The organism is Streptomyces sp. NPDC043685, from assembly GCF_056436585.1.
The window spans coordinates 80,334-101,669 of the sequence record NZ_JBWKCH010000008.1; the positions used below are offsets into that span (position 1 = coordinate 80,334).

The window sequence follows — 21,336 nt, forward strand, 5'->3', positions numbered from 1 at the left end:
GCCTCCTCGTGTGGGACGGGAGGCCCCGCCCGGTTTTGTCATGCCGCGAGGACCTCCAGCAGCCGGTCCACGTCGGCGGGCGTGTTGTACAGGTGGAACGCGGCCCGCAGGTTTCCGGCCCGGTCGGAGACCTCGATGCCCGCCCGGCTCAGTTCGCCCTGCCGGTGGCCGAGCCCCGGCACCGACACGATCGCCGAGCCCGGCGCGGGCACCGGCCGGTGTCCCAGGCCGGCGAGCCCGGCGCGGAAGCGGTCCGCGAGGCCGACGTCGTGGGCGTGGACGGTGTCGACACCGATCTCTTCGAGCAGTTCCAGTGAGGCGCGCAGACCGGCGTAGGTGAACAGGGCCGGGCTGACGTCGAACCGCCGTGCGGAGCGGGCGAGTTCCTCGACCGGGCCGTAGCAGCTGTCCCAGGGGCGTTCCCCGGCGACCCAGCCGGCGAGCAGCGGTGTGAGCCCGCCGAAGTCCCGCGGGGCGACGAAGAACGAGGCGCCGTGCGGGCCCAGGAGCCACTTGAAGCCGACGGCGGCGAGGAAGTCGTCGGCGTCGGCCTCCATCGGCAGCCAGCCGGCCGACTGGGAGGCGTCGACGTAGGTGCGGGCGCCGTGTGCCCGGGCCGCCTCCCGCACGGCGGGCAGGTCGGCGAGGCGGCCGTCGGCGGACTGGGCGGCGCTGACCGCGACGAGCGCGGTTCCGGGGCGCACGGACTCGGCGAGCCGCTCCAGCGGCACGGCACGCACCTTGAGGTCGCCGCGCGCGTGGAAGGGGTTCACCAGCGAGGAGAAGTCACCCTCCGCCGTGAGGACTTCGGCACCGGCGGCCAGCGACGCGGCGATCAGCCCGCCGTACTCGGCGACCGAGGCCCCGGTCGCGACCCGCTCGGCCGGGACGCCGGCCAGCCGCGCGAAGGACGCGCGGGCGGCCTCCACGTCTTCGTACAGGGGACCCAGGGGCGTGCCCTCGGCGCGCATCCGCACCGCCTGCTGCACGGCTTCCACGGTGCGCACGGGCAGGAGCCCGTTGCTCGCGGTGTTGAGGTAGGTCTGCTTCGGGGTGAACTCGGCACGGACGAGGTTCTCGAAGGTCTCCATGGGACCACTCTGCGTCCCCGGGATCGCCCCGTCCATTGCCGATTTCTGCGTGATGCCGCGAAGGAGCGCTTATGCATGCGCTCCGAGCTGGGCGTTTCAGGCCTGGGGCACGGCACAGCCGTCCGGGCCGCAGGCGTCCGCGTCGGCGTCGCCGCTCCCGACGACCTTCAGCGGCGAGGGCTCGCCGTACGCCTGGGCCAGGGCCTGGGCGAAGACCTCGGCGGGCTGGGCGCCGGAGACGCCGTATTTGCGGTCGAGGACGAAGAAGGGCACACCGTTCGCGCCGAGCTGCGCGGCCTCGCGCTCGTCGGCGCGGACCTCGTCGGCGTACGCGTCCGGGTCGGCGAGCACCGCGCGCACGGCTTCGGCGTCCAGCCCGGCGGCGGTGGCGAGCTCCACGAGCCGCTCGTCGTCGTCGAAGACGGAGCGCTCCTCGGCGAAGTTGGCCCGGTACAGCAGGTCGAGGAGCTGCTCCTGGCGGCCGTGCTCCTTGGCGAAGTGCAGCAGCCGGTGCATGTCGAAGGTGCTGCCGTGGTCGCGGCCCCGGGTGCGGTAGTCGAGGCCCTCGGCGGCGGCCTGGGCGCCCAGGTTGTCCTCCCCGGCCTCGGCCTGCGCGGGGCTCATCCCGTACTTCTTGGTGAGCATCGTGATCACGGGCTGGATGTCGCCCTTGGCGCGGCCGGGGTCCAGCTCGAAGGAGCGGTGCACCACCTCGACCTCGTCGCGGTACGGAAAGTCCCGCAGCGCCTTCTCGAAGCGGGCTTTGCCCACGTAGCACCAGGGGCAGGCGATGTCGCTCCAGATCTCGACGCGCATGTCTCGGCTCTCTCCAGGTCGTACGGTACGGAGACTCCCTCCGCCGGATGGATGAACGTTCAAGCAGCGTGGTTCATTCCCCGGGCAGGGCGAGTCGCATCCGCAGGTGGTGGTTCCCCGGCCCGGCCGGTTCCGGGAGCCATCCCAGGCGCCGGTAGAACCCCTGGGCCCGCAGGTTGTCCACGTGCACCTCGAGAAGGGCCTCCCGACGGCCGTCGGCCCGCCACTCCTCGACGCAGGCCGCGTGCAGCGCGGCGCCGAGGCCGCGACGCCAGTGACCGGGGTCGACGTGGAACTGGAACAGCGTCACCGTGTCCGCCGGTGCGCCCTCGGGGACGCGGAAGGAGGCCAGGCCGACGATGCGGCCCGCCTCCACGACGCACAGCACACGGCCGTCCGGCCGGGTGAGAGCGCCGCGCCAGGCGGCGGTCCAGTCAATGCCGTCCTGCGGGAGCCCGCCGGGGTAGTACGTCGCCCGGGCCCGCGCGTGCAGCGCGACGACGTACGGGCGCCGGGACGCGGTTCCCCGGCGCGGCCTCAGCTGCCGTCGCGCAGATCGTCCGGCCACGCCGGCCTGAACTCGATGTGGTCGTACGTCACCACACAGCCCTCACCCATCGGGGACTGGGCCATGAAGCCCACCAGCGCCGCGCCCGTCTCCTTCTCGTCGCCGAGGGTGAAGAGGCGGACGAAGGTCCAGTGCCGTCCGTCGCGTGAGGCGTGGAAGGCGAAGGCGCGGCCGGTGCGGCTCACCCGGAGCCATGCGGAACTGCCGTCCACCGTGAAGGAGTTGGCGTCATCGGAGTGGCCCCGGGTCACCACCGTGCAGACGGTGGGGACGTCCGGGGAGTACTCCAGGCAGAGCTTGGCCCAGGCCCGCTCCCCCACGTGGACGTAGAGCACCCCGGCGTCGAAGGCCGCGCCGAAACCGACGGTGACCTTCGCGATCAGCTGGAAGTCCCCTTCGGGCGCCCCGAGCAGCCGGGGCGCGTCGGAGGCGGGGTCCAGCCCCTCACCGGTGGGCGGCACGAACCGGTCCTGCCGCGCCCCGGCCCACCCGGTGAGCACGCCGTCCTCGTAGGACCAATGGGCTTCGGGCCCGTAGCTGCGCAGGCCGAAGGGGAGTTCGGGAAGTATCAGATCCATTCGACCAAGTCTTTCAGCTCCGCCCCTCAGGGGCGCGGGGAACTGCGCGACAAGCCACAGCGAACCGCAAGCCGGCAACCCACCGCGCCCCTACGGCGCTTACCGCTCCAAACGCCCGTTGAACCTACGAGGCAGCCCCAACGGGTTCTCGTCCCGCAGCTCCTGCGGCAGCAGCGCCTCGGGGGCGTTCTGATACGCAACCGGCCGCATCCACCGCTCGATCGCCGTCCCGCCCACCGACGTGGAGGTCGACGTCGTCGCCGGGTACGGACCACCGTGGTGCTGGGCCGGTGCGACGGCGACACCCGTCGGCCAGCCGTTCACCAGCACGCGCCCGGCCAGCGGCGTCAGTTCCGCGAGGATCTCGGCACCGCGGCCCTGCCCGGCGGCCTCCTCCTCGGACAGCTGCACCGTCGCCGTGAGGTTGCCCGGCAGCCGCGACAGCACCGCCTTCACCTCGGTCTCGTCCTCGTAGCGGGCCACCACGGTGACCGGCCCGAAGCACTCCTCCAGCAGCAGGTCGTGCTCGCCCTCGGCGGCCAGCCGGCTCGCCGGGACGGTGAGGAAGCCCGCGCTGACGGTGTGCTCGCCGCCCGCGCCCGGGGTGACCGGGGACTCGACGTCCGGCAGCCCGGCCCGCTCGGCGACGCCCGCGACGAAGTTGTCGCGCATGCGGTGGTCGAGCAGCACCCCGGCGTCGGTGTCGCTGACGGCGTCGGTCAGGGACTTCAGCAGGGCGTCACCGGCGGCGCCGGACGGCGCGAGGACGAGGCCCGGCTTCACACAGAACTGGCCGACGCCCATCGTCATCGAACCGGCGAGACCGGCGCCGATCGCCTCGGCCCGCTCGGCGGCCGCGGCCTCGGTGACGACGACCGGGTTCAGGGAGCCCAGCTCGCCGTGGAAGGGGATCGGGACCGGGCGGGCCGCGGCGGCGTCGAAGAGCGCCCGGCCACCGCGTACGGAACCGGTGAAGCCGGCCGCCGCGACCAGCGGGTGCTTGATCAGCTCGACGCCCGCCTCGAAGCCGTGGACCAGGCCGACGACACCGTCGGGGATGTCGTGCCGGGCGGCGGCGCGGCGCAGCACCTTGGCGACGTACTCGGACAGGGCCGGGTGGTCCGGGTGGGACTTGACGACGACCGGGCAGCCGGCCGCGAGGGCGCTCGCGGTGTCGCCGCCCGCGACCGAGAAGGCGAAGGGGAAGTTCGACGCCGAGTAGACGGCGACGACCCCCAGCGGCACCTTGTAACGGCGCAGGTCCGGGATGGGCGGGGTCGCGGTGTCGTCGGGGTGGTTGATGACGACGTCGAGGAAGGCGCCCTCGTCGACGATGTCCGCGAAGGCCCGCAGCTGGTAGCAGGTGCGGGCGAGCTCGCCGGTCAGCCGGACCGGGCCGAGCGCGGTCTCGGCGTCGGCGGTCTCCACGAGACTGTCCTTGGCCGCCTGAAGCTCCTCGGCGGCGGTGCGCAGGAAGGCCGCGCGGACCGTGCGGTCGGCGAGGGCGCCGCGTGCCTCGTGCGCGGCGCGGACGGCGGTGTCCACCTCCTGGGCTGTGGCCTCCACCGCAACCTGTTCACGCTGCTTCCCGGTTCGGGGGTCGACACTCCAGACTGGTGCTGCTGCCACCGCGGGTCCCTCCACACATGTATTGCCGCAGTACTGGGTCATCCACCAGGGGCGTTCGATATACTGAACGCTGTCTCCGATGATGAATATGCTGTGGAGACTATTTCCCGTCCAACGAAGGGGTCAAGGGCGATGTCGGCTGGCGAGACGGGCGGCGGGGCGCAGGTCAAGTCCGCGGTACGAACGGTTGAACTGCTCGAATACTTCGCCGGACGCCCCGGCATGCATTCCCTCGCGGCGGTCCAGGAGGCCGTCGGGTACCCCAAGTCCAGCCTTTACATGCTGCTGCGCACCCTGGTCGAACTGGGCTGGGTGGAGACGGACGCGACGGGCACGCGGTACGGCATCGGGGTGCGCGCCCTGCTGGTCGGCACCTCGTACATCGACGGCGACGAGGTCGTCGCGGCGGCCCGCCCGACGCTGGACCGGCTCTCGGACGACACGACCGAGACGATCCACCTCGCCCGCCTCGACGGCACCAACGTCGTCTACCTCGCCACCCGCCAGTCCCAGCACTACCTGCGCCCCTTCACCCGGGTCGGCCGCCGGCTGCCCGCGCACTCCACCTCCCTCGGCAAGGCGCTGCTCAGCACGTACTCGGACGAGCAGGTCCGCAAGATGCTGCCGGAGACGCTGCCCGCGCTGACCGAGCACACGATCACCGACCGGGAGAAGCTCATCGAGGAGCTGCGCCAGGTGCGGGAGCAGGGCTTCGCCGTGGACCGCGAGGAGAACACCCTGGGGCTGCGCTGCTTCGGCGTGGCGATCCCCTACCGCACCCCGGCGCGGGACGCGATCAGCTGCTCGGTTCCGGTGGCCCGGCTGACCCCGGCGCACGAACAGCTGGTCAAGGACGCGCTCTTCGACGCCCGGGACCGGCTGACACTGGCCACCCGTAGGCTCTGAGCATGATTGTCGAGCTGCGCGCGGTCCACGACAGCGATCTGCCGGTCTTCTTCCGGCAGATGAACGACCCCGAGTCCCTGCGCTTGGCGGCCTTCACCCCGCAGGATCCGGCGGACCGGGCCGCCTTCGACACCCGCTGGTCCCGGATGCGCTCCTCGCCCGATGTCGTCGTCCGTACGGTCCTGGCCGACGGGGACGTGGTCGGCAGCGCGGGGGTGTACGGGGTGCCGGGCGAGCGCGAGGTGACGTACTGGATCGACCGCGCGTACTGGGGCAAGGGCATCGCCACCCGGGCCCTGCGGGCGCTGCTCGCCGAGGTGCCCGAGCGCCCGCTGTACGCGCGGGCGGCGTCGGACAACGCCGGGTCGCTGCGCGTGCTGGACAAGTGCGGGTTCCGTGCGGTGGCGACGGCACGGGGGTACGCCCCGGCCCGGGGTGCCGAGATCGACGAGACGGTGCTGATCCTGGAGGGCTGAGCGGCCCCGGGGTTCTCCCCCGTCCGGCGGAGGCGGATCGTCGCCGGGCAGGAGGTGCCGGGCACCTTCCCCGCGGGAGCCTGATCGCATGACGCAGTCGATCGCTCCCCCCGCCGTTCCCGGCTCCGCCGGCCGTGCCGGCCGCCCCCGGCGGATCCTCCGTGCCGTGGCCGTCGTCTCCTGCGTGCCCTACCTCGCTCTCAAGGCCGCCTGGATCGCGGGGAGTCACCTCGGGATTCCCGAGGGCAGCCCGCTGCTGGACGACCGAGTGACCATGGCCGTCGTCAACGGGCTGTCGATGCTGCTGGACAGCGCGGTGATCGTGCTCGCGCTGGTGCTGACCCGGCCCTGGGGGCTGCGGGTGCCCGCCTGGCTGCTCGCGTTCCCGGTGTGGGTCGCCACCGGGCTGCTGGCGCCGATCATGGCCGGGTTCCCGGCGCAGCTGGTGGCGCGGGCGTTCGGTGCGGGCGGCGCCCCGTCCGCGGGCCGGGAGGCCTTCCTGGACGCGTGGGTGTTCGCCGTCGTGTACACGGGGTTCATCGCGCAAGGGCTCGCGCTGGGCGGCCTGTTCGTCCTCTACGCGCGGGACCGCTGGGGACATCTGTGGCGCGGGCGGGTGGGGGACCTGCCCGTCGGTGCCCTCGGCCCGGCCCACCGCGCCCTCGCCGCGACCGCCGCCGTGCTCGCCCTGCCGCCGATCACGCTCCACGCCCTCTGGGCCTGCGGTGTCTCCTTCGGGCTCAGCGGGGGCCGGGGCGGTGACTTCCGCGTCCTGGAGGCGCTGTACGTCGTGTTCCTCCTCGCGGCGGTCGCCGGCGCCGGGCTGACGGCCTTCCGGCGCGGCCGGGCGCTGCCCGTGTCGGTGCCGCTCGGTCTCGCCTGGGTGGGCTCGAGTGCCGTGGCCTGCTGGGGCGGATGGCTGTCGCTGGCCTCCGCCGGGGGCGTGGCGGACCTCGCCGACCGCCCCACGCCGCTGATGAACCTCGCCTACGCTGGCCAGATGCTCGTGGGCCTCCTCGTCGCCGCCGCCGGCGCCTACCACTTCGCGGAGCGCTCGGCCGGGGCCGCGCGGCGGGCGGCGTGAAGGCGGCCGCCCGGTCGCTGTTCGGCCGGCGGGCCCGCCTTCGCTGGATCCACCTGATCCTCGGTGGTGCGCTGGCCATGCCGTACGTCCTGGTCGGCTCGGTGGTCATCAGCCCGGCCGTGGGCTCCGCGGACGTCTTCAGCTCGTTTCCCCTCCAACTCGCCTCGTTCGGCCTGGGTCTGCCGCTCGCGGCCGTCACCTCGCTGTTCCCGCTCACCCGGCCGCTGGAGTCCGCCGCCGTGCGCTGGCTGTGCGGGGTGGACCCGGACCGGCTCGCCTTCGGGCCCGCCGCGACGCGGGGCGAGAAGGGCCGTACGGCGGCCTGGTTCACGCTGCATCTCGGGTTCGGCGGGATCGTCGCGGGGATGTCGCTGGCGCTGCCGCCGTTCGCCACCGCCCTGATCGTGCTGCCGGTGCTCGCCGGACTCGACCGCGACCTGCTCGACCTGCCCGAAGTCCTCGACCACGGTTGGGTCCTGGCGCTCGCCCCGGCCGCGGGCGTGGCCTCGCTGGTCGCCCTCGCCGGCTGCGCGGCGGGCTGCGGCGCCCTGTTGGCCCGCTGGGCCGTCCCGCTGCTCGGCCCCACGCCCCGGGAGCGGCTCGCCGCCGCGGAGGCCCGCGCCGCCGACCTCGCGGTGCGCAACCGGCTGGCGCGGGAACTGCACGACAGTGTGGGCCACGCCCTGAGCGCGGTCACCCTCCAGGCGAGCGCGGCCCGCCGGGTCCTCGACTCCGACCCGGCCTTCGTCCGCGAGGCCCTCGCCGCGATCGAGGACACGACCCGCCGTACGGTCGGCGAACTCGACGCCGTCCTGGGCGTGTTGCGCGACGGCGACGCCCCCGGGACGGCCCCCGCGCCCACCCTCGCCGCGGACCTCGACGGGCTGCTGCGCCGTACCCGGGCGGGTGGCCGGCGCGTGACCGCGGCCGTGGACACCGACCCGCGGGCGCTGCCCCCGCTGCTGTCCCGCGAGGCCTACCGCATCGTGCAGGAGGGGCTGAGCAACGCCCTCAAGCACGCCGGTGAGCAGGCCGCGGTGGAGGTGCGCGTCGCGCTGACGGGCGGGGAGCTGGAGATCACCGTGGAGAACCCGGTGACCGGCCCGGCCCCCTCCCGCACCGGTGGCGGCCACGGGCTGCGCGGTATCGCGGACCGGGCCAGGCTGCTGGGCGGCACCGCGACGGCCGGGCCGACCACGGCACACACCTGGCGGCTGCACGCACGCCTGCCGATGAAGGGACCCGTATGACCCGCCCGGCCACCGTCCGTGTCGTCCTCGCCGACGACGAGCGCATGGTGCGCACCGCGCTGCGCGCCATCCTCTCCGCCGAGCCGGACCTGGAGGTGGTGGGCGAGGCGGCCACCGGCGCCGAGGCGGTGTCGGTCGTCCGGGCACTGCGGCCGGACGTCGTCCTCATGGACGTCCGGATGCCGGAGACCGACGGGATCCGCGCCACCGAGCAGATCCTCGCCACCCTGGACGAGCCGCCCCGGATCGTCGTCGTGACGACCTTCGAGAACGACTCCTACGTGTACGACGCGCTGCGTGCCGGGGCCGCCGGGTTCCTGCTGAAACGGGCGGACGCCGACACGCTCGTGCAGGCGGTCCGGCTCGTCGCGCGCACCGACAGCCTGCTGTTCCCGGCGGCCGTGCGCGCCCTGGCGAGCGAGCACGCCCGTACGCACCCGGCACCGCCCACCTGGGTGGCGAAGCTCACCGGACGCGAGCGGGAGGTGCTGGGGCACCTGGCGCAGGGGCTGACCAACGCGGAGATCGCCCGCAGGATGGAGGTCGGCCCGGCCACGGTGAAGTCGCACGTCGCGGCGGTGCTGGCCAAGACCGGCACCCGCGACCGCACCCAGGCGGTGATCGCGGCGTACGAGGCGGGCTTTCTGAACGGCGGATGAGAAATCGGCCCCTCCGGATGAGAAACCAGGACGGACGGGAACGTTCCGCCCGGTGTGGCTCGTCCTCCTGTTCGGAATGAACAAGACGATCAGGCGCGCGTCGGTCTTCGCGCTGCTCCTGGTTCTGGCTCTGCTGGTCAGGGCGACCTGGGTGCAGTTCTACGAGGGCCGGGCGCTGGCAGACGACAAGGACAACCGGCGGAACGCGATCGAGACGTACTCGGCGCCGCTCGGCAACATCATCGTGGGCGGCCGGTCGATCACCGGCTCGGCGCCGACGAAGACGGGCGACCTGAAGTACAAGCGGACGTACACGGACGGCCCGCTGTACGCGGCGGTGACCGGCTACGCGTCGCAGGCGTACGCCCCGACCCAACTGGAGGGCATCTACACCGATCTGCTCAACGGCACGGACAGTCGGCTGAAGTCCGTGATGGACACGCTCACCAACCAGCGCGCGGAGCCGGGCAACGTGGTCACGACCATCGACCCGGATGTGCAGAAGGCGGCCTACGAGGCGCTCGGCGACAAGAAGGGCGGCGCCGTCGCCATCGACCCGAAGACCGGGAAGATCCTCGCGGTGGTGTCGACGCCGTCGTACGATCCGTCGTCGCTGACCGACGCCAACACGGCGGGATCGGCCTGGAAGAAGCTCACCACGGACCCGGACAAGCCTCTGACCAACCGTGCGCTGCGCCAGCCGCTGCCCCCGGGCTCGACGTTCAAGCTGGTCGTGGCGGCGGCCGCGCTGGAGGACGGGCTGTACTCGTCGGTGGACGAGAGGACGGACAGCCCCGACCCGTACACGCTGCCGGGCACCAGCCGTGAGCTGTCCAACGAGAACCCGAACGCGCCCTGCACGAACGCCTCGATACGTACGGCGCTGAGGTACTCGTGCAACAACGTCTTCGCCAAGATGGCCGTGAAGCTGGGCCAGGACAAGGTGAAGGCGATGGCCGACAGGTTCGGCTTCGACGACGACAAGCAGGACGTGCCGGTCCGGGCCTACACGAGCGTGTACCCGTCGGACATGGACCCCTCGCAGACGGCCCTGACGGGCATCGGCCAGTTCGACGTCACCGCGACCCCGTTGCAGATGGCCATGGTGTCGGCGGCCATCGCCAACGGCGGCAAGCTGGTCTCGCCGCACATGGTTTCCCAGATCACCGACAGCGGCGGTGATGTGCTCCAGGACTACGACGACGACGCGGGCACGAAGGAGATCGTCAGCTCCTCGACCGCCGAGCAGTTGCAGTCGGCGATGCAGACGGTCGTGAACAAGGGCACGGGTACGAACGCCCGGGTCCCGGGCGCGACCGTGGGCGGCAAGACGGGTACGGCCCAGCACGGCGAGAACAACAGCCAGGTGCCGTACGCCTGGTTCACCTCGTACGGCAAGTCCGACTCCTCGGGCAAGGAGGTCGCCGTGGCGGTCGTCGTAGAGCAGTCGGACGCGGCCCGCTCGGAGGTCAGCGGCAACGGCCTGGCGGCGCCGGTGGCCAAGGCGATGATGCAAGCGGCGCTCAAGGACTGAACCCCCGGCGCCGATAAGCCGTCTGTACAGACGAGACGGGCCGCCCCCTTCCCCCCGGGGGCGGCCCGTCCTCGTGTCACCGTCCGTCCGGCGTCACTTCGCTCCGAGGAGCTGCTCGATCGGGTCGATCGCGAAGTACACCAGGAACAGCGCCGAGGTCCCCCACAGCAGCCAGTGGACCTCCTTGGCCCTGCCGAGCACGGTCTTGATGACGACGTAGGCGAGGAAACCGGCGCCGATGCCGTTGGTGATGGAGTAGGTGAACGGCATCACGGCGATGGTGAGGAACGCCGGGATGGCGATGTCGTAGCGGTCCCAGTCGATGTGCTTGACCTGGGTCATCATCAGGAAGCCGACGGCGACCAGGGCCGGGGCCGCGGCCTGGAGCGGGACGATGGTGAGCAGTGGGGTCAGGAACAGCGCCAGGCCGAACAGGCCGCCCGTGACGAGGTTGGAGAAGCCGGTGCGCGAGCCCTCGCCGACGCCGGCCGCCGACTCGATGTAGGAGGTCGCGGAGGAGGCGGAGGCCGCGCCGCCGGCGACCGCCGCGGCACCGTCGATGAGCAGCACCCGGCCGAGGTTCGGGACCTTGCCGTCCTCGTCGAGCAGGCCCGCCTCGGCGCTGATGCCGACGACCGTGCCCATGGTGTCGAAGAAGTCGGACAGGATCAGCGTGAAGATCAGCAGGACGACGGTGACGACACCGACGCCGGGGGCGCCGAAGGCGCCGAACAGGTCGAAGTGGCCGATGAGTCCGAAGTCGGGGGCGTCGACGAGCTTGTCCGGCCAGGACGGTGTGGTCAGGCCCCAGGACTTGATGTCGGCGAGGGAGTTGATCACGATCGCCAGCGCGGTCATGGTGACGATGCTGATGAGGATGGCGCCCTTGACCTTGCGGGCGAGCAGTCCGATGGTCAGCAGCACGCCGAGGCAGAAGACGAGCATCGGCCAGCCGGCCAGGGTGCCGGTGCCGCCCAGCTGAACGGGCACGGTGGTGTTCGCGGCGTCGGGGATGCGGCTGACGAACCCGGCGTCGACGAAGCCGATGAAGGCGATGAACAGGCCGATGCCGACGCTGATCGCCTGCTTGAGCGGCTGGGGTATCGCGTGCATGACGGCCTCGCGCAGGCCGGTCACCACCAGCACGCAGATCAGCAGGCCTTCGAGGACGATCAGGCCCATCGCGTCGTCCCAGCTCATCAGCGGGGCGATCTGGAAGGCGACCACGGCGTTCAGGCCGAGTCCGGCGGCCAGCGCCAGGGGCAGGTTGCCGCCGACGCCCATGATGATCGTCATGACCGCGGCCACCAGGGCGGTGGCGGTGGTGAGCTGGACGGCGTCCAGCTGGTGCCCGAACTTGTCCTTCGCGCTGCCCAGGATGATGGGATTCAGGACAAGGATGTAGGCCATCGTGAAGAAGGTGGCGAAGCCGCCGCGGATCTCCCGGCCGAAGGTGGAACCTCGCTCGGAGATCCGGAAGAACCGGTCGACGCTGTTCGCCCCGGCTTCCTTGACGGGTGGCCGGTCGGTGACCTGCTGCGGTTCGGACATGTCGCGTGCTCCTCGGTGCCTGGGTGATCGGTGTGCGGATGCTGGCCGGATTGTGCCCGTCGTGAACCCCGTTCAGGTTTTCTCCGTGTTACGGAATCGAGGTCCGGCCCGCCATACACCGTTCGAAGCTCCGTACGAACCGTTCAACGATCGCTGCTACGCTTCCCGATCTCGTCCGGGTCTCCCCCGGATGATCACATGTCATCTGCATGACAGTCACAGGGTGCCCCGGCCGGGAGCGCCCGCAGCCGCTGCGAGGAGAGGTCGCCCGTGGGCACAGTCGTCGACGACGCCGCCTCCGTGGAGTTCCACGCCTTCTTCGAGCGCCATTACGCCGAACTGTCGCGTCTGGCCCATCTGCTGACGGGCGAGTCGGACACCGCCGACGATCTGGCGGCGGACGCGTTGCTGGCGCTGTGGCACCGCTGGGACCGGGTGCGCGCGGCCGACCATCCGGTGGCGTACGCGCGCGGGGTGGTGGCCAACCTGGCCCGGAGCCGCATCCGCAGTGCGGTGCGCGAGCGGCGGCGCATCGCCCTGTTCTGGTCGCAGCGCGAGGAGAACACCGAGAACCCGGACGTCGCGGGCGTGGTCGACGTGCAGGAGGCGTTGCGCAGGCTGCCGTTCCGCAAGCGCGCGTGTGTCGTCCTGCGGCACGCGTTCGACCTGTCGGAGAAGGACACCGCGCTGGCGCTCGGGGTGTCGGTGGGTACCGTGAAGAGCCAGACCTCGAAGGGAATGGCCGAACTTCAGCGGTTGCTGGGGACACGGGGCGTGCCGCAGCGGATGCAGGTGGCGGTGGGGGCGCCCCGCTGCTCCCCCGCCGTGGAGGGCGTGCGCACCGGTGAGGGCGGAGGGAGGGACCGATGACCATGCGGCGCGACGTGCACGAGGAGCTGCGTACCCGGCTGCACGAGGCGGCCGGGACGCATGAGCCCGACCGGGAGCGCATGCTGGCCCGGATCGAGCGCGGCATGGCCGCTCCGTCCGGTTCCGGCCATCGGGCGACGCGTCCGCCGGTGGTCGGCTGGATGCGGGTGGCCGGTGCGACGGCCGCGGTCGCCGGTGTCCTCGCGGTGGGCGGTTACGCGGTGGCGTCCGCGGTGAAGGAGGAGACCGCCCCGCGGCAGCGGGAGGTGGCGACCTCCGCGACGCCCACCCCGTCCCCGGAGGCGACGAGCCGGGCGCCCGCGTCTCCGGCTCCCGAGGAGCCGGTGCCGAGCAGCCCGCGGGAGCGCCGCGAGACCGGCCAGCCTCCGTCCGGGACGCCGAGCGCCCCGCCCCCCGAGCGGCCGCCCGCCGCCCGCGCCGAGGACGGTCCGCTGTGGTCGGACGGGTCGGTCGACCCGCACAGCAACGACTTCTGGGCGCAGAGCAACATCACCCTCAAGACCCGTGAGCCACTGACCGCGCTGACGGTGCGGCTGAAGGTCGCGCAGACCGGCGGGGTCTCCGACGCCGGCGCCTGGCGTTCCCTGCCCGAGGGGGACTTCACCCTCTCGGTCGCCGAGCGGGACGGCTTCCTCGTCTACACCTGGACCCTCAGGGAAGGCCGTACGGTCCCGGTGGGCGAGTGGGTGTTCGCGGGTCAGTTCGGTCACGCGCGCGGCGGCCGTGACGCGGGTGAGGACACCTACGCGGTGACGGCCGCCGCCGGTGCGCGGCAGCTGTCGGTGGGCGGTGGTTTCGCCGCCGTGGACGACGAATGACGGGGGCGCGCGAAGATTTCCGAACCGGCGGCAACCCTTTCCTGACCGGTGACGACCACCAGGCGCAAGAGTCACCCCCCAGCTGAGGAATCCGTACATGACTGCACCAGCGCAACAGCGCGTCCGCCACCGCCGCCGGGTCACCCTGCGGCGGGCGATGATCGCCGGGGTGTCCGCGTTCGGGATCACCGGTGCGGCGTTCGTCACCACGTCGATGCTGTCGACGGCGGGCGCCGCGTCCTCCTGGCCCGCGGACACGGGCAAGACCCCCGTCTCGAAGACCATCCCGGTCTCCGGTGTGCGCGACGGCGGCATGAAGATGTTCTACGGCACCGGCGCGCTCGGCGGCGGCAGCCAGGACGAGGGCCAGGCCCCGCTCTTCGAGCTGGCCGACGGCGCGGTCCTCAAGAACGTCATCATCGGCACCCCGGCCGCGGACGGCGTGCACTGCAAGGGCAGTTGCACACTCCAGAACGTGTGGTGGACGGACGTCGGCGAGGACGCGGCCAGCTTCAAGGGCAAGTCCTCGTCCGCCGTGTACAAGGTGATCGGCGGCGGCGCGAAGAACGCCGACGACAAGGTGCTCCAGTTCAACGGCGCCGGCACGCTGAACGTGTCGGGCTTCCAGGTGCAGAACGCCGGCAAGCTGGTCCGCTCCTGCGGCAACTGCAAGACGCAGTACAAGCGCACGATCGTGCTCAGCGACATCGACGTGACGGCACCGATGAACTCGATCGTCGGTGTGAACGCCAATTACGGCGACACGGCGACGCTGTCGAAGATCCGCATCCACGGCGACAGCAAGAAGAAGATCAAGACGTGTGTGCGCTTCGAGGGCAACAACACGGGCAAGGAGCCCAAGGAGCTGACGCCGCCCGGTCCGGACGGCAAGACCTGCAAGTTCCAGGCCTCGGACATCAGTTACCAGTAGGCCCCCAGTGACTCCGGCCGGCCCTCGTCCCCCCTTGGGCCCGGCCGGATGCCGGGTGTCCGGCCCCCCAGTCGGACGTCCCGGCACCTCGGCCTTCCGGAGCCCCCCTCCGGTCGGCCGGACGGTACCGGTCGAGCCCCCCTCGGCCGGTCGGCAGGACGCCCCCGCCGTTTCGCACCGGCGGGGGCGTCGCCGTGTCTGCGGTTCCCCGCGGCGCGCCCTCAGTCCATCGTCGTGCCGAGGGTTGTGGATCCGGTCGTCAGGAACGTCGTCGCGGGCAGGGACCCGTCCGCCCGGCGCGCCGCGTACGCGCCGGCCGCGTCCGTCGACCTGAAGGGCGGGGTGACGACGCCCCTGTCCCAGGAGTTGCCGGTGGTGCCGTCGCCGCGCAGGGTGAAGCCGGAGCCGCCGTTGTCGTGCCGCCGCGGACCTCGATCACCGTACCGGCGCCGGCGTTCCTCACGGCCTCGGTGGGCTGGGCCGTGGTGGAGACGGTGACCGTCGTCGAGGCGGCCTGCGCGCCGCCGGTCGACAGCCCGAGGTAGACGCCGCCGGCCCCCGCGGCACAGACCACGGCGGCGACGGAGAACGTGCGGGTCCTGCGGCGGCGTCCGGTGCTCGGCAGCACGGAGCGTTCCCTTCCTGGGGGATCGGGGACGGAAACGGTTCGAAGGGGCCCGCTCCGGCCCGTTCCCGTCCACCAGTCGCCGCCGCACCGGGACGGGTTGCCGCCACCGGGTGTGAGCGCCCCAGGGTTCCGAAAGTTTCGGTAACACCGGCCTCACGCGCACCCGTTGACGCCTCGCGTCCCTCCGGTGAAACTCCGAGGGCTGCCATCCAACAGAATCCCCCACACTCCGACAGGAAGTGTCATGCGCCCCCGCATCGCCCGCACGCTCCTGCTTCCCCTCCTGGCCCTGACCGGCCTTTTCCTGACCCTCCTCACGGCACCGCCCAGCACCGCAGACCCCGGAGCCCCACCCGTGAAGCACAGCAAGTACGCCGGCTATCTCTTCGCCTACTTCACGGGCGAGGGCACCGCCGACGGCGAGCAGATCCGCTATGCCCTCAGCCGCGGCAACGACCCGCTGCACTGGCGGGAGCTGAACGCCGGCAAGCCCGTGCTGACGTCCACGACCGGCGAGAAGGGCCTGCGCGACCCGTTCGTCATCCGCTCCCCCGAGGGCGACAAGTTCTACCTGATCGCCACCGACCTGCGGATGTACCAGAACTCCAGCGGCAGCTGGGACCAGGTGCAGCGGCACGGCAGCAAGTCGATCATGGTCTGGGAGTCCACCGACCTGGTCCACTGGACCGACCAGCGCCTGGTGAAGGTCTCCCCGGACAGCGCCGGCAACACCTGGGCCCCGGAGGCCTACTGGGACGACGAGCTCGACGCCTACGTCGTCTTCTGGGCGTCGAAGCTGTACGCCGACGACGATCCGGACCACAAGGGCAACACGTACAACAAGATGCTGTACGCCACGACGAAGGACTTCCGCACCTTCAGCGAGCCGAAGGTCTGGAACGACCCGGGTTACTCGGTGATCGACTCCACGGTCGTGAAGTACAAGGACGAGTACTACCGCTACACCAAGGACGAGCGGGACCCCAGTTCCTCCAGCCCGTGCTCCAAGTTCATCACCGGGGAGAAGTCCACCTCCCTGACCTCGGCGAAGTACGACTTCGTGGCCGACTGCATCGGCAAGGGCGCCATGGACCGCGGTGAGGGCCCGACGGTGTTCAAGTCGAACACCGAGAAGAAGTGGTACCTGTTCATCGACGAGTACGGCGGCCGGGGCTACGTCCCGTTCGAGACCACCGACCTCGCCTCCGGCAAGTGGACCCCCTCCACGGACTACCAGCTCCCGGCGAGCCCCCGGCACGGCACCGTGCTTCCGGTGACGCAGAAGGAGTACGACCGCCTGCTGGCCGCCTACCCGTCGACGCCCACCTCGGTCGTGGACGCGACGGCGAAGCACCAGAAGGGCTACGCGATCGTCACGGACAGCGCCTCGAAGGTCGTCCTGCCGATGAGGCCGGACGCCGATCTGCGGGGCCTCGCCCCGAAGCTGTGGGTGGGTGAGGGCGCCACGCTGAGCCCGAAGTCCGGCACCCGCCGCGACTTCCGCACGCCGCGGACGTACACCGTGACGGCCGCCGACGGCACGAAGCGCACCTGGACGGTCGAGGCGGTCCGCACCCGCAGCCCGCTCCTGCCGGGCCTGAACGCCGACCCCGACGTGCACTACCTGAACGGCCGTTACTGGATCTACCCGACGACGGACGGCTTCCAGGGCTGGAGCGGCACGAAGTTCAAGGCGTACTCGTCGAAGGACCTGGTCCACTGGAAGGACCACGGCGTCATCCTCGACCTCGGGCCGGACGTGGCCTGGGCGGACAAGTACGCCTGGGCGCCCGCGATCGCCGAGCGGAACGGCAGGTACTACTTCTACTTCTGCGCCGAGCAGCAGATCGGCGTGGCGGTGGCCGACTCCCCCGCCGGCCCCTTCAAGGACGCGCTCGGCAAGCCGCTGGTCGCCAAGGGCGGATCGCTGCCGGGCCAGATGATCGACCCGGCGGTCTTCACGGACGACGACGGCCAGGCCTACCTGTACTGGGGCAACGGCCGCGGGTACGTGGTGCCGCTCAACGACGACATGGTGTCGTACGACGCCTCGAAGGTGCGGGACATCACCCCGGCGAACTTCCGCGAGGGCTCCTTCGTGATCAAGCGGAAGGGCACGTACTACTTCATGTGGTCGGAGGACGACACCCGCAGCGAGAACTACCACGTGGCCTACGCGACGGGACCGTCCCCGCTCGGCCCGTGGACCAAACGCGGGACGATCCTTCAGAAGCGGCCCGAGTACGGCATCCTCGGCACCGGCCACCACTCGGTGGTCAACACCCCCGGCACCGACGACTGGTACATGGTCTACCACCGGTTCGCCCTCAACGGGCCCGGCCTGCCCGGCGGTGACGGCATGCACCGCGAAACGACCATCGACCGCATGGAGTTCGCGGCCGACGGAACGATCAAGCCGGTGGTACCGACCCTGGAGGGCATCAAGCCGGTGCGGCGGTGAGTCTCACAGGACGTCGTCGAGCCAGCTGACGATCTCGTCCTGCATCGTGTCGGTGAAGACGTGGCCGAGCTCCGGCCACGTCTTCGTCGTGATCCGCTCCTCCGCGTGGTGCGCGCGCCAGACGGCACGCAGCCTGTCGTACGCGACCCGCACACCCTCGGCCGGGAACAGCGTGTCGAGGCCGCCGTGGAAGAACAGCATCGGCTTGGGTGCGGCGATGCTCGCCACATCGGGGATGTCGAGGTGCCGGGCGAGCCCGGGGTGGAGCATGTAGTACGCCGACTGCCCGCGCAGCGTGTTGTTCCCGGGCACCATCATCTCCTTCAGCCCGGTCATCCAGCAGACGCTCGCGGCGGCCGCGACGTGGTCGCTGAGGGCGGCGGTCTGCCAGGCCCGGTAGGCGCCCATGGAGAAGCCGACGGCCGCGACCCGCCGGGCGTCCACCCGGTCCAGTCCGGCCAGGAAGGCGGCGGCCCGCTGGTCCTCCCTCGCCATGAGCCCGGCGAGCGAGGAGCCCAGGTGGAAGAGGTTGGACGCCAGGGCCTGCTGCTGGTCGTAGGCGAGCGGGCCCCGGTCGCCCCAGCCCAGGGCGTCCAGGCACAGCACCACATGGCCGCGCCGGGCCAGCTCGTCCCCGACGAACCGTCCGCTGAAGTACGTGTCCGCCCATGACCGGGCGGACGCGAGCCGCGTGTCGTCGTACCAGGGCCGGACGAGTTTCTCCTTGCCGATGTCGAACCTGGCGCCGTGGTCGTGCAGGAGCAGCACCGCCGGGAAGGGCCCGCGGCCGTGCGGGGTGAGCAGGGCGCCGCGGACCCGTTCGTAGCGGGTGTGGGAGACGGTGACGAGCTCTCGCGTGTAGTCGCGCGTACGGCATCGGCCGGTGAACTCCGGCGCGTACGGCGTCCCGTCCTGCCGTTCGACGAGGAGGTGCTCCTCGACGGCTGCCCGGGCGGCCCGCCGCCAGGCACGGACGTCGCAGACCGGGGACCGGCCCCAGGCGAGCGGGAAGGTGAGGGCGTCCTTCAGGGCCGGGTGGAAGCCGGGCAGTGGTCCGTCCACCACGGCCGCCTCCGCCCCGCCCACCGCTCCGGCATGCGGCTGTCCCTTCGCTTCACGGTGCGGCTCGTGCGGGCAGGGGTGGTCCGGTCGGGAGACCGGGACAGGCGCACCTCGTGGCGGGCGCCCGTCCCGGCCCGTCTCGGGGGCGTCAGCGGATACGGCCGGCACCCGCGCGGTGGTCGACGATCGCGGGGACGGCCTTCCCCGGGTCGACCTTGGTGCGCAGGGCCGGCGTCCAGCCGGCGCCCGACTGGAGGGTCTCCTCGGGGATCTGCGCGTTGTGCACGGCGATCAGGTCGGTCTTCTTGCCGTTGACGTAGTTGTCGGTGGCGGTGACCGGGGCCTCCATCCACTTCTTGAGGATCTTCGCCGGGCTGATCCCCTTCGGCAGCGTGAAGGCGTTGTGCTCGGCGACGAGCCGGGACTCCTTGCCGATGCCGAAGCTGTAGACGTAGTCCTGGCCGGCCACGAAGTGGTTGTTGTACGCGTCGACCTGCCCGAAGCGGACACGCGGGGCGCGCTCGACCACCTTCCGGAACAGGTTGTGGTGGAGCGTCACCTTGAGCTTGCCTCGGTCGCCCGCGGCCGTCGACTCGCTGTCGCTGTTGCCGATCATGAGCGTCTTGTCGTGGTCGGCGAACACGTTCCACGAGGCGGTGACGTAGTCGGATCCCCGGACGATGTCCAGCTCACCGTCGTGCTGCTGGTACAGCGCGCCGAAGTACGTCGGCGCCTCGCTGTCGGGGTGGCTGCCGTCGGTGAAGGTGTTGTGGTCCATCCAGACGTGGGTGGAGCCGTAGACGACGGCGGTGTCGTACTCGGAGTTCCAGGCTCCGGTGGAGGTGTCGGTCGGGTCCCACTGCGGGAAGCAGTCGAGGGGGCTCTCGAAGGTGAGGTTGCGGACGATGACGTTGTCGACGCCCTTGATCTGGAGGCTGGCGCCCTTGAAGCCCGCGTTCTTCCCGACTCCGATGATGGTGGTGTCGGCGGGCACGGCGGCCTTGATGGCCCGGTCCTGGTTGTCGGCGGAGGCGCGGCGCAGTCCCTCGGGGCTGTCGGCGGGCTCCTGGCTCAGGTCCTTGTCGAGCCCCCACGTCTCGGGCGCGTACTTCTCGAGGTAGGCGTCGAAGTCGTAGCCGGGAACGGCGAAGGCGTCGCACCCTTCGGAGACCGCGTCGATGGTCCCCTTCACCTTGATGATCCTCGGCGCGCTGCCCTGCGCGGCGAGGGCGGCCTTGAACTGGGCCCAGGTGGTCACGGTGTACACGCGCGCGGCGTCGGCGGCGGCACCGCCGGTGGTCCCGGTGCCGTGGGCCCCCCAGCCGTCTGCGGCGCCGAGTGTCTGCCGGGCGGGATCACGGGAGTCGGCCCCGGCCCCGGCCCCGACGGCGGTGGCGGTCGCGGTGAGGGACAGCACCAGCGCGGTGCAGCCGGCGAGGGCGGCGGCTCTTTTCAGCATGGCATGCTCATGCCATCGAGTTGCGTTCATGATGCGGATCTCCTTTTCGAGGACGGGGGTGCTACGCGGTGGCCTTCGGCCAGGTGATCCAGGACTCGGGAATCGTGTCGTCCAGCCGGCGCACCTCGCCCGGCGCGAGCACCCGGGTGCGCAGCAGCTCCCGCGCGACGAGCCGCGCGACGGCGATCGCGCCGGGCGGGTTGAAGTGCGTGTTGTCCTGCTCGGTCGCGGTCCAGTTGAAGTACTTCTTCGTCTCCTCGACCCCCAGCCGCTGCCACAGCGCGATCGACAGCGCCTGGATGTCGAGCAGCGTCACCTGCTCCTCCTTGGCGAGCGCCCGCATCGCCGCCGGGTAGTCGCGGTGCGTCGGCAACGCCTTGCCCGCTGCGTCGAACTTGCGCCGCTCGACGGACGTGGCGAGCACGGGCCGCGCCCCGCGTGCCCGGGCCCCGTCGATGTACTGCCGCAGGTGGTCCTGGTACGTCGACCAGGGCTCGGTGTACCGCGTGGGGTCCTCCGTCTTCTCGTCGTTGTGACCGAACTGGATGAGCAGGACGTCACCCGGCTGGATCTGCCGCAGGACGACACCGAGTCGTCCCTCGTCGATGAAGCTCTTGGAACTGCGGCCGTTGACGGCGTGGTTGGCGACCGGCCGGTCCTTGTGGAGGAAGAACGCAAGCGCCATTCCCCACCCGGTCTCGGGCGCCGCGTCGGCGTACTTCTGGGCGGCGGTGGAGTCACCGGCGATGTACAGGGTCCGGGTGCGGCGGCCGGTGGCCCGGGCGGTACCGGTCGTGGCGAAGGCGAGAGGAACGGCGGCGGCAGCGGCCGCGGTGACTTGTCTACGGCTCAGTGTCACGACAAACCCTTCTGTCCAGGGGCTTTCAGGGGCGCGGGGGTGTGTCCCGCAGGTGCGCGGCCTGCGGTGACGGGGTGCCGCCGGG

20 protein-coding genes are annotated in these 21,336 nt (G+C 71.6%); 11 read left to right on the top strand and 9 right to left on the bottom strand.

The features are described from left to right. Window positions 1-38 precede the first annotated feature (38 nt). The 5 genes from AC0665_RS25775 to AC0665_RS25795 all read right to left on the bottom strand — a co-directional run bounded on the left by AC0665_RS25775 (window position 39) and on the right by AC0665_RS25795 (window position 4,682). A complete protein-coding gene (locus tag AC0665_RS25775) occupies window positions 39-1,091 on the bottom strand; it encodes an aminotransferase class V-fold PLP-dependent enzyme (protein WP_478705862.1) in 1,053 nt (350 codons plus the stop codon). A gap of 96 nt (window positions 1,092-1,187) precedes the next feature. Beyond that, window positions 1,188-1,907, bottom strand: a complete 720-nt coding sequence (locus tag AC0665_RS25780) for a DsbA family oxidoreductase (protein ID WP_478705863.1) — start codon at window positions 1,905-1,907, stop codon at window positions 1,188-1,190. Window positions 1,908-1,980: 73 nt separating this feature from the next. Continuing rightward, a complete protein-coding gene (locus AC0665_RS25785) occupies window positions 1,981-2,448 on the bottom strand; it encodes an N-acetyltransferase family protein (RefSeq protein ID WP_478705974.1) in 468 nt (155 codons plus the stop codon). Next, window positions 2,445-3,053, bottom strand: a complete 609-nt coding sequence (locus tag AC0665_RS25790; protein WP_478705864.1) for a DUF1349 domain-containing protein — start codon at window positions 3,051-3,053, stop codon at window positions 2,445-2,447. The genes AC0665_RS25785 and AC0665_RS25790 overlap by 4 nt, the downstream gene beginning before the upstream one ends. Window positions 3,054-3,152: 99 nt before the next feature. After that, window positions 3,153-4,682, bottom strand: coding sequence for an aldehyde dehydrogenase (NADP(+)) (locus AC0665_RS25795; RefSeq protein WP_468410868.1), 1,530 nt, complete (start codon window positions 4,680-4,682; stop codon window positions 3,153-3,155). Window positions 4,683-4,814: 132 nt separating this feature from the next. Between AC0665_RS25795 and AC0665_RS25800 the strand changes: the two genes are divergently transcribed. The 6 genes from AC0665_RS25800 (at window position 4,815) to AC0665_RS25825 (ending at window position 10,591) form a co-directional block, all read left to right on the top strand. Continuing rightward, on the top strand, window positions 4,815-5,588 hold the full coding sequence (locus AC0665_RS25800; RefSeq protein ID WP_031109054.1) for an IclR family transcriptional regulator: 774 nt from the start codon (window positions 4,815-4,817) through the stop codon (window positions 5,586-5,588). Window positions 5,589-5,590: 2 nt separating this feature from the next. Continuing rightward, entirely contained in the window at window positions 5,591-6,064 is a 474-nt protein-coding gene (locus tag AC0665_RS25805) for a GNAT family N-acetyltransferase (protein WP_468410870.1), read from the top strand. Window positions 6,065-6,152: 88 nt separating this feature from the next. Beyond that, window positions 6,153-7,148 (top strand): hypothetical protein, encoded by a 996-nt coding sequence (locus AC0665_RS25810; RefSeq protein ID WP_478705865.1) that lies wholly within the window; start codon window positions 6,153-6,155, stop codon window positions 7,146-7,148. Beyond that, window positions 7,145-8,398: a sensor histidine kinase gene (locus AC0665_RS25815; RefSeq protein WP_478705866.1), complete on the top strand. Its 1,254-nt coding sequence runs from the start codon at window positions 7,145-7,147 to the stop codon at window positions 8,396-8,398. Before AC0665_RS25810 ends, AC0665_RS25815 begins: the two co-directional genes overlap by 4 nt. Continuing rightward, window positions 8,395-9,057 (top strand): response regulator transcription factor, encoded by a 663-nt coding sequence (locus AC0665_RS25820; RefSeq protein WP_468637681.1) that lies wholly within the window; start codon window positions 8,395-8,397, stop codon window positions 9,055-9,057. Before AC0665_RS25815 ends, AC0665_RS25820 begins: the two co-directional genes overlap by 4 nt. 76 nt (window positions 9,058-9,133) lie before the next feature. Further along, on the top strand, window positions 9,134-10,591 hold the full coding sequence (locus AC0665_RS25825; RefSeq protein ID WP_478510016.1) for a peptidoglycan D,D-transpeptidase FtsI family protein: 1,458 nt from the start codon (window positions 9,134-9,136) through the stop codon (window positions 10,589-10,591). A 93-nt stretch (window positions 10,592-10,684) separates the two neighbouring features. Here AC0665_RS25825 and AC0665_RS25830 read toward each other — a convergent pair whose 3' ends face one another. Continuing rightward, window positions 10,685-12,142: an NCS2 family permease gene (locus tag AC0665_RS25830; RefSeq protein WP_468410880.1), complete on the bottom strand. Its 1,458-nt coding sequence runs from the start codon at window positions 12,140-12,142 to the stop codon at window positions 10,685-10,687. Window positions 12,143-12,412: 270 nt separating this feature from the next. On the opposite strand from AC0665_RS25830, the gene AC0665_RS25835 reads away from it, so the two are divergent. The 5 genes from AC0665_RS25835 (at window position 12,413) to AC0665_RS25855 (ending at window position 17,871) form a co-directional block, all read left to right on the top strand. Then, on the top strand, window positions 12,413-13,012 hold the full coding sequence (locus tag AC0665_RS25835; RefSeq protein ID WP_468410882.1) for a SigE family RNA polymerase sigma factor: 600 nt from the start codon (window positions 12,413-12,415) through the stop codon (window positions 13,010-13,012). Continuing rightward, window positions 13,009-13,851, top strand: a complete 843-nt coding sequence (locus AC0665_RS25840) for a hypothetical protein (RefSeq protein WP_478705867.1) — start codon at window positions 13,009-13,011, stop codon at window positions 13,849-13,851. The genes AC0665_RS25835 and AC0665_RS25840 overlap by 4 nt, the downstream gene beginning before the upstream one ends. A 97-nt stretch (window positions 13,852-13,948) precedes the next feature. Continuing rightward, window positions 13,949-14,782 (top strand): pectate lyase, encoded by an 834-nt coding sequence (locus AC0665_RS25845; protein ID WP_478705868.1) that lies wholly within the window; start codon window positions 13,949-13,951, stop codon window positions 14,780-14,782. 416 nt (window positions 14,783-15,198) lie between these two features. Then, window positions 15,199-15,327, top strand: coding sequence for a hypothetical protein (locus tag AC0665_RS25850; protein WP_478606986.1), 129 nt, complete (start codon window positions 15,199-15,201; stop codon window positions 15,325-15,327). Between the two features lie 327 nt (window positions 15,328-15,654). Continuing rightward, window positions 15,655-17,871, top strand: coding sequence for a glycoside hydrolase family 43 protein (locus AC0665_RS25855; RefSeq protein ID WP_478705869.1), 2,217 nt, complete (start codon window positions 15,655-15,657; stop codon window positions 17,869-17,871). A gap of 3 nt (window positions 17,872-17,874) precedes the next feature. On the opposite strand, the gene AC0665_RS25860 is transcribed toward AC0665_RS25855, so the two are convergent. Genes AC0665_RS25860 through AC0665_RS25870 form a run of 3 tightly spaced genes read right to left on the bottom strand, consistent with a single transcriptional unit; the run spans window position 17,875 to window position 21,251 of the window. Then, a complete protein-coding gene (locus AC0665_RS25860) occupies window positions 17,875-19,101 on the bottom strand; it encodes a dienelactone hydrolase family protein (protein WP_478705870.1) in 1,227 nt (408 codons plus the stop codon). Then, on the bottom strand, window positions 19,082-20,422 hold the full coding sequence (locus AC0665_RS25865; RefSeq protein WP_478606992.1) for a pectate lyase family protein: 1,341 nt from the start codon (window positions 20,420-20,422) through the stop codon (window positions 19,082-19,084). The genes AC0665_RS25860 and AC0665_RS25865 overlap by 20 nt, the downstream gene beginning before the upstream one ends. A gap of 31 nt (window positions 20,423-20,453) precedes the next feature. After that, window positions 20,454-21,251 (bottom strand): rhamnogalacturonan acetylesterase, encoded by a 798-nt coding sequence (locus AC0665_RS25870; RefSeq protein WP_478705871.1) that lies wholly within the window; start codon window positions 21,249-21,251, stop codon window positions 20,454-20,456. Window positions 21,252-21,336 lie beyond the last annotated feature (85 nt).